Annotated in this window: 10 protein-coding genes, 1 tRNA gene and 1 pseudogene; 7 read left to right on the forward strand and 5 right to left on the reverse strand. The window is 42.7% G+C overall.

What is annotated here, in order from left to right; translation table 11 throughout:
- Nucleotides 1–9 precede the first annotated feature (9 nt).
- Nucleotides 10–546: a DUF2726 domain-containing protein gene (locus tag KZA12_RS11365; RefSeq protein ID WP_218690314.1), complete on the forward strand. Its 537-nt coding sequence runs from the start codon at nucleotides 10–12 to the stop codon at nucleotides 544–546.
- Between the two features lie 79 nt (nucleotides 547–625).
- On the opposite strand, the gene KZA12_RS11370 is transcribed toward KZA12_RS11365, so the two are convergent.
- From KZA12_RS11370 to gatC, 5 genes are all read right to left on the reverse strand, one after another.
- On the reverse strand, nucleotides 626–1,576 hold the full coding sequence (locus KZA12_RS11370) for a DUF1853 family protein (RefSeq protein WP_218690315.1): 951 nt from the start codon (nucleotides 1,574–1,576) through the stop codon (nucleotides 626–628).
- Nucleotides 1,577–2,088: 512 nt separating this feature from the next.
- Nucleotides 2,089–2,165 (reverse strand) — tRNA-Pro (locus tag KZA12_RS11375).
- 113 nt (nucleotides 2,166–2,278) lie between these two features.
- Nucleotides 2,279–3,799, reverse strand: a complete 1,521-nt coding sequence (gene gatB, locus KZA12_RS11380) for an Asp-tRNA(Asn)/Glu-tRNA(Gln) amidotransferase subunit GatB (protein WP_218690316.1) — start codon at nucleotides 3,797–3,799, stop codon at nucleotides 2,279–2,281.
- Complete coding sequence (gene gatA, locus KZA12_RS11385) at nucleotides 3,799–5,295, reverse strand: Asp-tRNA(Asn)/Glu-tRNA(Gln) amidotransferase subunit GatA (RefSeq protein ID WP_218690317.1); 1,497 nt, start codon at nucleotides 5,293–5,295, stop codon at nucleotides 3,799–3,801. The genes gatB and gatA overlap by 1 nt, the downstream gene beginning before the upstream one ends.
- A 130-nt stretch (nucleotides 5,296–5,425) precedes the next feature.
- Entirely contained in the window at nucleotides 5,426–5,740 is a 315-nt protein-coding gene (gene gatC / locus KZA12_RS11390; RefSeq protein WP_218690318.1) for an Asp-tRNA(Asn)/Glu-tRNA(Gln) amidotransferase subunit GatC, read from the reverse strand.
- Between the two features lie 891 nt (nucleotides 5,741–6,631).
- On the opposite strand from gatC, the gene KZA12_RS11395 reads away from it, so the two are divergent.
- The 6 genes and pseudogenes from KZA12_RS11395 (at nucleotide 6,632) to rpsJ (ending at nucleotide 13,242) form a co-directional block, all read left to right on the forward strand.
- Nucleotides 6,632–7,660, forward strand: coding sequence for a rod shape-determining protein (locus tag KZA12_RS11395; protein WP_201622997.1), 1,029 nt, complete (start codon nucleotides 6,632–6,634; stop codon nucleotides 7,658–7,660).
- 220 nt (nucleotides 7,661–7,880) lie between these two features.
- Nucleotides 7,881–8,702: pseudogene (gene mreC / locus KZA12_RS11400) on the forward strand (rod shape-determining protein MreC); the annotation flags it as partial.
- Nucleotides 8,703–8,891: 189 nt separating this feature from the next.
- The gene (gene mreD, locus KZA12_RS11405) at nucleotides 8,892–9,377 is read left to right on the forward strand and encodes a rod shape-determining protein MreD (RefSeq protein ID WP_201622999.1); all 486 of its coding nucleotides are present in this window, start codon (nucleotides 8,892–8,894) and stop codon (nucleotides 9,375–9,377) included.
- A gap of 419 nt (nucleotides 9,378–9,796) precedes the next feature.
- Nucleotides 9,797–10,483 (forward strand): nucleoside triphosphate pyrophosphatase, encoded by a 687-nt coding sequence (locus KZA12_RS11410; protein WP_218690320.1) that lies wholly within the window; start codon nucleotides 9,797–9,799, stop codon nucleotides 10,481–10,483.
- Between the two features lie 394 nt (nucleotides 10,484–10,877).
- A complete protein-coding gene (locus tag KZA12_RS11415) occupies nucleotides 10,878–12,542 on the forward strand; it encodes an Rne/Rng family ribonuclease (RefSeq protein ID WP_218690321.1) in 1,665 nt (554 codons plus the stop codon).
- A gap of 388 nt (nucleotides 12,543–12,930) precedes the next feature.
- A complete protein-coding gene (gene rpsJ, locus KZA12_RS11420; RefSeq protein WP_025644420.1) occupies nucleotides 12,931–13,242 on the forward strand; it encodes a 30S ribosomal protein S10 in 312 nt (103 codons plus the stop codon).
- Nucleotides 13,243–13,256 lie beyond the last annotated feature (14 nt).

Raw genomic sequence — 13,256 nt, forward strand, 5'->3', positions numbered from 1 at the left:
GGTAAAGCTATGTCATTTGGGGTTATATTTTTGCTTTTGGCCGTAGGGTTTCTAGGGCTAATCACCTTACCAAAATTATTGACTAAGCCCAGCTCTGCCAGCAAAGAAGCAGATCCTCAACCAGTACGTGGGGATGATTTACCTATATGGCCATTTGAGCCTATGCCTATCATGACTAAGACTGAAGTGCTGTTTTTTAATAAGCTACAAAATGCGCTGCCGGAATACCATATCTTTGTGCAAGTTCAGCTTTCTCGGATTATCACCGCCAACAGTGAGGAGGCCTCAGAACGCAGCTTCTGGTTCAATCGTATCTGCCGACAAAGCGTTGATTATGTCATTACAGATATCGATGCCCAAACGACCTTAGTTGCCATCGAGTTAGATGATTGGACGCACAGCAGTAAAGCTAGACAAAAAGCCGATGATAAAAAGGATAAGGCGCTAGCCAGTGCTGGTATTGCTATCGTACGCTTTCATGCTGAGCGTATGCCAAGTGCTGATATGCTCAGATATGAGATTATGCAGGTGATTGAGAGTTACTAAAGCTCATAACAAGCTATTAGAGACCATCGAAAACTATTAGTATTATTACGGCTATTGATAGGGGTGTTATTAACAGGGATCAGCGTTTAGCTTCTACTAGCACTTCTTGCTCAGGGTAGATCACTAGCGGCTTATCATGGTCAAAGTACAAGCCGCTCATTGGTAGCTCACTCTGTGACCATAGTAGCGGCTGTTGAGGGTCATCATAAAAGTCACGCTTAGTAAACCACTCTACATAATGCGCTGGTCGCAGTGTAGCTAAATCCAAGGCAGCTAGATTAGCTGTATCTTGCCTATCGTACCATCTATGCATGGGGAAGCTGATGGCTAACCAGTCAGGATAAACAAAGTCATTATGATTAATAGGTAGAAAAAATCGCCCTTTAATCACCGCATAGCGCTTATCTATTTTTACTCGTCCATGATCCTTAGTATCTATCCATAGGGTACAAAATTGCTTAGTTTGCATGTGGACCATCTTACGCTGCAAATTATCATTGGAGTTGATACCGACCCAATTCTCAGGCGCAAAGGGTGCTGAGCCCATAAAGAATTTAATCGCCAATTCCCAGTGCTCAGTGAGCTTTTGGTGATGATTATATAAAACCAAATCCAGCTCACCAATAGTCTGCTTACCTTTATATAGCTGCACGTTGCTCGCTATTATTTCATAGGGATGCAGGCCATGTGCATAACCATCAGTCAACCAAAACGATAATAATCCTTCAAAGTGAAACCCTAAACGATTCGGACTCGGTCTTGTCAATAGGTAACGGGTCAACTGTTGATAGTCAAGAGTAGTATCGAGTTCCTGTAAGCGTGTGAGATAACTGTCAAACTGCGCTTGCCAGAAGCTGGCACTATGTACGGTAATAGCGGCAGTGTTTTGAGGCGGTGCTAAATTGAGCCATTTAGTCAAAACATTAGGGCAGGCCAGTACGTAAGCTAGATCACGGACATAAGGACGGCGAAACTGTTCCCAAGGCGCATAAGTGCTGGCATTATCAGGAGTAGGGGTAGGCTCGGTCATAGGGTGAACCATAATGATTGGTAAAGAATTCACCCTAACGGCTCGGCATATAAAAGTCTAGGTAGGGTGAGTATCTGTCACTGCTAGTTGCAAACTTATTATTCTAATATGCTATTTAAGCAAAGTAATAGCAAATAAAGGCCACTTAAAACTATATTTATATACTTGATTTATAATTGAATGTTGGTTTTAATTAGGTATTTACACATCAGACTATAAGCAGCAGTAATATGAATAGGGGTAGTTCTACAGTGTTACGAGTTCTGATAGCTATAGGCGCAGTATTGATAATACTAGCGGCGATTTTGAGGGTGAGCCACGTTATTTAATAGCGACTTAATGCTTTTATTAATAACAGTTATATTCGCCATTATACTGAGGTGTTTTAAGCTATAGTTTTTCCGCACTAATAGTTTATATACAACGCTATACACCTATACAGTAGTGAAAACCCAAAAAACGCCCAAAATAAAGGGCAGACAGTCAATGACGGTCTACCCTATATCTATGTTTGGTCGGAACGGCAGGATTTGAACCTGCGACCACTACACCCCCAGTGTAGTGCGCTACCAGACTGCGCTACGCCCCGAATGACTGACTATTTTACGCAAAATCTTATATATTGCAAGGGTTAATTATTGCTTGCGGTTATTACTAAGTTTCTGCGCTCAGTAGCCAGTACATGCTATTGATTATAACTTCTTAATCCAACAAAACCTTTAATATCTCATTAACTTGTTGCGGATTAGCACTACCACGACTAGCTTTCATGACTTGACCGACCAGACCATTAAAGGCTTTTTGCTTACCACCACGGTATTCTTCTACCATCGTTGCATTGTTAGCAATCACTTCTTCGACAATAGCTTTAATAGCACCAGTATCCGTTTCTTGCTTTAAGCCTTGAGCTTCGATGATTTGATCAGCAGCATCATCACTATCGCCACCAGCGCGTTCATATAAAGCACTAAATACCTTCTTGGCCATTTTGCCAGATAAAGTATCATCGAAGATACGTTCCAACATGCCAGCCAGCTGTTTAGCACTTATTGGAGACTCAGTAATCTGTTTGTCGTCTTTATTTAGGGCACCAAGTAAATCACCCATTACCCAGTTAGCGGCAATCTTAGCGTGCGATTGACCCGTTGCTTCTACTACCGCTTCATAGTAATCGGCTAGCTGGCGGCTACCCGTTAAGATACGGGCGTCATATTCTGATAAGTCTAAGTCATGCTCAAAGCGCGCACGACGAGCGACGGGTAATTCAGGCATCGCTGCAATGATTTCATCGACAGTATGCTGCTCAATACGCACTGGTAGCAGATCAGGATCAGGGAAGTAACGATAGTCATCAGCGTTCTCTTTGATACGCATAATGCGTGTGATGTCGGCATCAGCATCATAGAGCATCGTTGCCTGTACCACTTCACCGCCGTCCTCGATGATATCAATTTGACGCTCGATTTCACGGTGGATAGCACGTTCGATATTGCGAAACGAGTTTAAGTTTTTCAGCTCAGTACGCGTACCCAGCGCCGCGCCAACTCTACGTATCGACACGTTACAATCACAGCGGAACGAGCCTTCAGCCATAATCGCATCAGAGATGCCAAGCCAAGTGACCAGCTGATGAATGGCCTTAATATAGGCCAGCGCCTCAGCCGCAGAACGCATATCGGGCTCAGAGACGATTTCGATCAATGGTGTACCAGCACGGTTAAGATCGACACCAGTCATACCTTCAACAGCATCATGTACTGACTTACCAGCATCTTCTTCTAGATGCGCACGAGTAATACCCATACGTTTAGGATATTCGTTTTTTTCACCTTCATTGACTAGCACATCGATATGACCACGACCGACGATTGGATTGGCCATTTGAGTGATTTGATAGCCTTTTGGCAGATCAGGGTAAAAGTAGTTCTTGCGATCAAAGGTGTTAAATAAACCCAGCTCTGCATCGACGCCAATACCGAATTTTAGCGCCCGCTCGACTACGCCGCTATTGAGCACTGGTAGTACACCGGGTAAACCTAAGTCAACGATGCTGGCTTGAGTATTGGCCTCATGACCGAAGTCAGTAGGAGCACTAGAGAATATCTTGCTGTCAGTATTGAGCTGGCAATGGATCTCAATACCGATGACCACTTCATAGCCATCAACTAGTAAGTCTTTACGGACAGTAGGGGTAGTAGCAGTAGTCGCTGTTGCGGTAGTCATTATACTGTCTCCTTAGCGATAGCAGAATGTTGTAGATGATGATCGGTATGCTGTTGGAACAGATGCGCGGTAGTCAGTAGCTTACTCTCCTGCCAATGTTGACCAATAAGTTGCAGTCCTACAGGTAAGCCCTCAGAAGTGAGCCCTACTGGCTGACTGATTGACGGTAGGCCTGCTAAGTTAACCCCAATAGTATAGACGTCACCTAAATACATAGTGGCTGAATCCAAGTCTTCACTAAGCTTATAAGCAGCCGTTGGAGCCGTAGGGCTAGCAATCACATCACAATGAGCAAAAGCGTCTGCAAAGTCTTTAACGATGATCCGGCGTATTTTTTGTGCCTTAGTATAATAGGCATCAAAGTAACCAGCCGATAGCGCATACGTACCCATTAAGATACGGCGCTGCACTTCAGGGCCAAAGCCTTCTGAGCGTGAGCGAGTATAAAGGTCAATAAGATCTTTTGGATCTGCACAACGATAACCAAAGCGCACCCCATCGAAACGTGACAAGTTAGACGAGGCTTCAGCGGTAGCGATCATATAGTAAGTGGCTAAGGTAATCTCAGGATCAGTAATAGTCACTTCTACAATCGTAGCACCTAACTCTTCATACTTTTTCAATGCTGCTCGTACTGCTGTTTCAACTTCAGGGTCGAGACCCGCACCGAAGTACTCTTTGGCAACTCCAATACGCAGTCCTGCAAATGGCTTATCTCCCGCTTTTGCAGCAGCTTCATCGAGGTCATGAACGTAGTTAGGCATATCGTGTTTGATAGAGGTAGCATCGCGTGGATCGTGACCTATCATTGGCTGCAATAGATAAGCACAGTCTCTAGCGCTACGCCCCATACTACCAGCTTGATCTAAGCTTGAAGCATAAGCAATCATGCCAAAGCGTGATACTCGTCCATAAGTGGGCTTGATACCCGTTAAGCCACAGAATGATGCTGGCTGACGAATAGAGCCGCCGGTATCACTACCAGTAGCTAGTGGCACAAACCCTGCTGCTACTGCTGCTGCACTACCGCCTGATGAGCCACCAGGTACACGCTCTAGATCCCAAGGATTGTGGACAGCACCGTAGTACGAGCTACCATTATCTGAGCCCATAGCGAACTCATCCATATTGAGCTTACCAAGGCTGATCATGCCCGCTTTTTCAATATTAGAGACGATAGTAGCGTTATAAGGTGAAATGAAGTTGTGCAGCATTTTTGAACCGCAAGTGGTCAATACCCCTTGAGTACAAAAAATATCTTTATTGGCCATAGGGATGCCGAGTAGCAAACGCTGATCACCTTGCGCACGCATCTCATCAGCCGCTTTTGCTTGGGCAAGGGCCGTCTCAGAAGTATGAGTAATAAAGCTATTAATCTTGCTGTCTAAAGCGTTGATACGCTTGATATAGTGCTCGGTCAGCTCAAGGCTGCTAAATTGTTTGTCTTGTAAACCAGCAATCAGTTGCTGGGTACTTAAATGATGAATCTCAGACATAAGGGGTCGTCCGTCATAATGTTGATAGCACTAGTCATAGCACTGAATAAGATAATGGCAGTTAAGAGGAATAATAATACTCAGGGCCACTAAATAAGAATACCTGTAGTTAAAAAGTTATAGCGATTAGCTACTCAATAACTTGCGGTACTAGGTATAAGCCTTCTTCAACTGCTGGTGCAACCGATTGATTGCGTTCACGGTTGATATCGTGTTTGGCAATATCAGCGCGCAGGTCTTGGCAAGCTTCATGAATATTAGCCAAAGGGGCAAGATCGTCAGTGTTTACGCCTGCTAAAGTATGCATCAAACCTAATACTTTGCTGATCTCATTAGCATAACTGTCAGCGGTATTTGCATCGACACCCAACCGAGCCAAACTGGCCACTTCTAAGATTTCTTGACGACTGACGCTACTATTATTAGTTGACGTTTGCTGTGACATAATTTCTCCGATTTAGAGCGATGTTAAAAGATAAGTATTTTACACGCCTTGATAATAATAAATGTGAATCACTACGCTAGTTCACATAGAGTTAGTGTTGGCTAACAGAGCCTTATATAAACAGCCCCATAAAAATAACCCACAAATATTCACTTAAAAAAACTGAACTTATAGCACTTTTACGGATAAAAACTTTAGATTTAGGGACCAACGTATATTTTAGGGCCTAATTGGTGAGCTTTAGGGCAAAAATTGTTTTACTAGTCAGTTTTTTCCTTATAGACCTAAAATGGTACGTTCTATCCTAGTGACAATTGTTTATTCTAGCAACACAGCCTATAGTTAGTTATAGTTATAGTTATAGTTATAGTTATAGTTATAGTTATAGTTTTTAGCAATAGTCTATTACAAACGAGCTATTATAAAGCATCTAGCTTGATTTTACAGAGCAGCTGCTTTGATTATTTGATAATGATATCTGATTGGCGATACTCGCTATACCTCATCTAGTTATTAATAATAGCTCAGATATTGGTACTCTAAATGCGTTACAGTGAATAAAGGGTAGAAGGTAAACCTTACTGTAAAAAATTGCAGCCTTTGTGCTTAATAGCACTAACCATGACTTATGTCATTGCGCTGTCGGAAACAAATTCTAGCATTTTAGAATAAACTCATTATCTTACTAATGCATAATAGCTGTGTTTTTACCAAGCTAAATCGGTATAATTTATTTCAATTTCATTTTTGTTGTTTAGGTTCGACTTGTTGTGTGGGTAAGCTTTCGCTACTATAGGCGGCTACCACTAACCTATTTGTTGACAATAAGTACGTCTTAGCCATCTCATTCGCCTCAATTGCCTTATTTGTAAAGCGCTGGATAAACTAGTCATGAACCTGTTTGGATTTTTGTCAAATAATATCGCTATCGATCTTGGTACTGCGAACACCCTAATCTTTATTCCTAATAAAGGCGTGGTGCTCGATGAACCTACGGTAGTAGCCCTACGTAGTAATCGCACACAAAACCCAACGGTAGCAGCGGTAGGAATCGATGCTAAGCAGATGCTTGGGCGTACTCCATCTAACATCACTGCTATTCGGCCATTAAAAGACGGTGTGATCGCTGACTTTGAAGTCACCCAAAAGATGCTGAAGCACTTTATAGCTAAAGTAAAAGCCAAACGCTTTATGGCACAGCCCAACGTAGTGGTTTGCGTGCCTTGTAAGTCAACTTTAGTTGAACGTAAGGCTATTCGTGAAGCAGTTTCTTCAGCAGGGGCTAGTAGAGTGCTGCTGCTAGAAGAGCCAATGGCCGCTGCAATAGGAGCAGGCTTGCCGGTACATGAGGCTAGCGGCTCTATGGTTGTCGATATCGGTGGCGGTACTACTGAGATTGCAGTCATCGCTTTGTCTGGTTGCGTTTATGCTGAGTCTATTCGTATCGGTGGTGACATCTTTGATGAAGCTATCATCACTCATGTACGTCGCACTCACGGCTGTGTTATCGGTGAGACAACGGCTGAACGTATTAAACAAGAAGTAGGCTCTGCCCTTAATGAGAGCGAGCAATTACAAGTGGAAGTCCGTGGTCGTAGTATGGCCGAAGGCGTTCCTAAGACTTTTACTGTCAATTCTGAAGAAGTACAAAAAGCGCTTAGCGATCCTTTAAGCGGTATTGTCAGCGCAGTAAAAGCAGCGCTTGAGCAAACACCACCAGAGCTGTCATCAGATATTGCTGAGCGTGGCATAATACTCACAGGCGGTGGTGCCTTACTGCGTGATTTGGATAAACTAATCTCTAGAGAGACTGGACTACCAGTTTCTGTCGCTGAAGATCCTTTAACTTGTGTTAGTCGTGGTGGCGGTATGGCACTAGACTTCATTAATAACAAAAGTCTTAATATGATTTTTGTATAAACAGTTAAAGTCTGTCGCTTAAAGCCTGTCACTTAAAATAAATGACTGCAAGTTTAACGTTGAAAGCTCAAATTACTCTCGTTACTATCGATAAGGTTAGAGTAGCCAATAATAAAGGCAGTCGTAAAGGCTGCCTTTTGCGATAGTGGCACTGTGCTAAATGAGGCTGGTTAACGTTTTTTAATATTTAGCGCCGGTTACGGATTAAATTAGAACCCTTATGACTCCAAGTATTTTTGCTCGCCAGCCCCTGTCTCTACGTATAGCTGCTATTGTATTAATAGCGGCGCTGATACTTATGTGGTTTGATAGCAAAAATCCAGAATGGTTTAAGCCAGTCCGTAATATGAGCCATGTCGCTATGCAACCTATCTACGAGATTTCGTTATTGCCTAGTTATGCTGGTCATTGGGCAAGAGGTATGAGTCAGTCAAAGGAATCACTACGCCGCGAAAACGTACAATTAAAATCACAATTGATTCATGCCCAAGCTAAGCTGCAACAGCAAGACTATATATTGGCACAAAACGCACGCTTGCAAGGTATTCTATCGACTACTAAGCCGGAACAGTTTGATCTTAATCTGGCGCAAGTGATTGGCACTGATACTAATCTATTGAAGCAAATCGTAGTGCTTAACAAAGGCATACAAGATGGGGTACAAGTTGGTCAGACAGTTATCGATGAAAAGGGGGTTTTGGGCCAGATCATCAATGTCTATCCTAATACTAGCCGGCTTCTATTGATTACGGATGAGCAGCAGTCGGTGGCTGTTACTGTCAAGCGTACAGGTCAGCGTGGCATAGTGACTGGCAAAGGCATACCTTCATCATTGGGTCTAAATTATATATTTAAGACTTCAGATGTGCGTGTTGGTGATGAGCTTATCTCTTCAGGCTTAGGTGGTCGTATTCCGGCAGGCTACAGTGTAGGGCGTATAGAGCTTATTAAAGATACGGCAGCAGATAACTTTAGAAGTATTCAAGTCGCCCCAGCCGCTAACTTCATTGACAATGCCTATGTGCTAATCTTACAAGATAAAAGCATCGCTGCTGACAGTGAACTGCCCGAATTTTCAGCGATCACTGACTCTACCGATAGTACTATTACCGCTAATTTAAGCCAAGCTGCTAACCAACAATCCTCTAGTCCTCACCCTAATCAGTCATTAAGTAATCGGCCCGTCCAAACCTTAGTAACGGCTACCAATCCATCATTAAGGTAGGCAGTCATGCTATATCCAGAATCTGAGCACGCAACCGGTCTTTTACTGTTAGTCATTGCCTTGAGCTTTGTACTGTCTTCCTCACTAAACGTCTATCCGCTGAGTCATGCTATGGCGAGTTTACGGCCGATGGTGATGATGATGGTACTTATTTTTTGGCTATTATTCCAACCACGTTACGTGGGGGTGGTCACCGCTTTTACTATCGGACTTATTGCCGATTTATTGTTAGATACGCGCTTAGGACAACAAGCCTTCGCTGGAGTAGTTGTAGCTTTAGTAGTCAAAATTAGCAGTATCTATGTCAAACAGCTCAATACAGCGAGCGCTTGGTTGATTGCCACTTTAGCCTTGATAGCTTTTCAGTTAAGTCTTTGGATATTGCAGCTTATTACTCAAGATGTATTTGTCGTCCAGTCAGGGTTATCTATCTTGATGAGCATTCTCAGTTGGCCTTTAGTGCTATTTGCCCTGCGTAGATTCGCACGATAACTACCCAGACCTTAAACCTTCGATTTTCGATCATCGACCATTGTAACCATCGGCAGTGTTTATTAAATGCTAATCCTAAGATAATGGCATAAATAAAAATATCTAGCTTCTGTTTTAAGCTTATAGTCTCAGCATAGTAGCGATAAAAAATAGCTCTACCGGTTGCAGCTGATGCCAAAACCAGCACTTGAGGTTATTAGCTAAAGGCTGACTACTCTCGCTGGCTACATTAACAAATACTGATGTTAATAAGTAATGATATTAATAAGTACTGATGCTGATACACAGCCATGTGCACTAGCTTCGATAGGTGTCTTGTCTACAGCGCCGTTTTGATTCACTAGCGTCTATCAGCAGTATCTATTTGTGAAGGCTCAATACTTGCTAATTATTCAAAAATACCAAATAAGAGATAAATAATGCATATTTTATTGGCTTCTGGCTCACCACGTCGGCGTGAGCTATTGGCAAATGCCAAACTCGACTTGCACATTACTAGTGTAGATATCGACGAAAGTACTTTAAGTAATGAATCACCAATAGACTATATTGAGCGTATGGTAGCCAGCAAAGCAACGGCTGCTGTTGAGCAATTAAACGCTGATTATCGAGCTAATAACAGTTTGTTTGCTAGTATATCTGACCCTTTTATTATGCTTACTGCTGATACCATTGGGGTATTGCCCGATGGCAAAACGGTATTAGTAAAGCCGATAGATCGTGCGCACGCTTATCAGATGTGGCAACAGATGTCTGCCAATACCCATCAAGTATGGACCGCTGTACAAGCAACAAAAATATCCTTATTACCCAGTTTATCGACAGATTCAGGAGATCAAAATAACGCTGAGAGTGAGCTGTCATTACAAGTGCTGTGGCAGCGCCAAATTATCGAGCGTACCCAAGTTAGTTTTGTACCTTTAACGCCAGCGATGATGGCTGATTATTGGGACAGTGGTGAACCAGCTGACAAGGCGGGTGCTTATGGTATTCAAGGCTTAGCAGCCGCTTGGGTGACGGCTATCAACGGTAGCTATACTAATGTCGTGGGATTGCCTTTGGCGCAGACCTTAGCGCTGATCGAAGAAGCAAGTAGTCAATACTGATATTATTAGCTATAGCTAATCTGCTGGCTAGTGCTTTAATTAATCTATCATCTAGTTCGAGAGTTGCTTGTGCTGCCAAGGTGTTAAGACACATAATGATACGGCAACGATAGGCAGGGGCAGGGCGCATTTGTTACACTAGATGCGAGAAGTTTATTTACTAATAAAAAACTATACCGTATAAGACTGATGTTAAAATTGCTCCTCGATATTTAACCGCAGTAGGTGGCAAATTTAGCTAAGGCACTGCCTACGCTTTATAATTTTGTAATCACAGCGCTTTGATCCACTATCAGTACTGCCTATTTGTGCACTATATTAGCTATAAATTACACCTACCTATAGATTATAGAATACCCCTTAATAAGCCCCACTAGCGATAAGAGAAAATATTATGTCGGAAGAGCTACTAATTAACGTCAGTCCAGTAGAATCGCGAGTAGCTGTCTTAGATAATGGGGTGCTTAGTGAAATTTATATCGAGCGTCATCATAAGCTTGGCTTAGTAGGCAATATTTATTTAGGGACAGTAGTACGAGTACTGCCTGGCATGCAAGCCGCTTTTGTCGAAATTGGCCAATCACGTACCGCCTTTTTACATGTCAATGATATGCAACGAGAGCCGCGCGTACTGCCTACTACTAACAAGGCTTTGGACAAAGCTAATAAAGACTTGGCTGATGATCAATCAGATAGTGATAAAAGCCTTAGTGACACAGCCAATAGTGCTCAGTCTAATAGTGATCAGACGAATGGTAATCAGATCCCTGATATATCAGCGGTTACCCTGCCAGTAGTCAGCTCAAAAGATAGTGATAATGCCACAGTAGCTAGTAAAAGCCTTATACAACACCGCTTGCACGAAGGCCAGCGCGTGTTAGTACAAGTGACTAAAGATCAATTAGGCAGCAAAGGCGCGCGGTTGACCACTAATGTTTCACTGCCATCACGTTATTTGGTATATCTACCATCGAGTGATCATATAGGTATCTCGCAACGCATCGACAATGAAGAAGAGCGTACTCGGCTAAAGACAGAACTGGGTAGCTTGATGCAAACCGTTAATCTACAAGGGGGTTTAATCGCTCGTACGGCAGCTGAACGGGTACCAGTAGATAAGCTAGAAGAAGATATTTATTACTTGCTGCAACTATGGCGTACTATTTGCGCCCGTAAACAAGAAATGAAACAGCATCAAAGCTCAGAGTTGATCTATCAGGAGCTGTCGTTACCGCTAAGGTCTATCCGTGATCTAGTACATGCCGGCACTGAAAAAGTTATTGTCGATAATGCCCAGATTTATGAGCAAGTTCGTCGTTTTGCTAAAGAGTTTGTGCCTTTTATTGAAGCGCACATTGTGCATTATACTGCTGAGCCTGCGCTATTCGATGTACACCGCGTTGAAGAAGATTTGCGTGATGCGCTAAAGCGTCGGGTAGATCTCAAGTCTGGTGGCTATTTGATTATTGATCAGACCGAAGCCATGACCACTATCGATGTTAATACAGGCTCTTATGTAGGTGGCCGCTCATTAGAGGATACTGTTTATAAAACCAATCTAGAGGCCACTCATGCTATTGCCAGTCAGCTACGCCTACGCAACTTAGGTGGTATTATCATTTTAGACTTTATTGACATGCTCGAACAAGAGCATAAAGATGATGTGCTTACTAGTTTAAGAGAACAGCTTACTCAAGACTATGCCAAAACTAACATTACTCAAGTCAGTGAGTTGGGTCTAGTAGAGATGACTCGTAAACGTACTCGTGAATCGCTTGGTCAGCTGCTTTGTGAGCCTTGTCTAACTTGTCAGGGTCGTGGCTTTGTAAAAACGGCCGAAACCGTATGCTTTGAGATATTTCGCGAGATTATGCGCTGTGCGCGTACTTATAACTCTCCTAAGAAGTTTACGGTTGTTGCGCATGCCGCAGTCATTGATTTACTGCTAACCTCAGAGGCAGATACCGTTGCTGATTTAGAGTATTTACTAGGGCGAGTTATTACTTTTGAAGTAGAGAATCTATATACTCAAGAGCAATATGATATCGTTTTGGATTGATAAAACCATCTTATCTGTGCTTTTACTAGCAGTAGCTAACCTTACTAAAAATTAATACTGCTAATTATTACTCTTTATGGCATTAAACATTACCCTTGCATTGAGTCAAATACTCTGTATAATATCCACTACTGAATTATAAGAGCGCAGCCAAGTAAAACGCTGGCGCTATGACAGCTAGAGCATCGTTTCTAGCACTATTTCATATGCCTTTGCTACTTTCCAATTAATAGGAGAGTCGGCGGGGCTTTAAACTATTTTACTTTTAGCCTGTTAGTAGTTCTACTAAGAATCACCAACGACTTAGAGTAAATATTTATTTAAACGGCTTTTGGTCATCACCTTGCGTTGCAAGAATGACGAAAACATATATTAGGAGCTTGCTGGCATGGCTAACCAGAGAATCCGTATCCGTCTTAAGTCTTTTGATCATCGTTTGATTGATCAATCAGCACAAGAGATCGTTGATACAGCAAAGCGCACCGGTGCGCAAGTTTGTGGTCCTGTACCGTTGCCGACTCGTATTGAGCGCTTCGACGTTTTAACCTCGCCACACGTTAACAAAGACGCTCGTGATCAGTACGAAATCCGTACTCACAAGCGTATGGTTGACATTGTTCAGCCTACTGACAAAACTGTGGACGCGCTAATGAAGTTAGATTTAGCTGCGGGTGTTGACGTTCAAATTGCTTTGGGTTAATGCACATTAATTGC

Source organism: Psychrobacter sp. BF1 (assembly GCF_019279065.1).
In the GTDB taxonomy this organism is placed as follows: domain Bacteria; phylum Pseudomonadota; class Gammaproteobacteria; order Pseudomonadales; family Moraxellaceae; genus Psychrobacter; species Psychrobacter urativorans.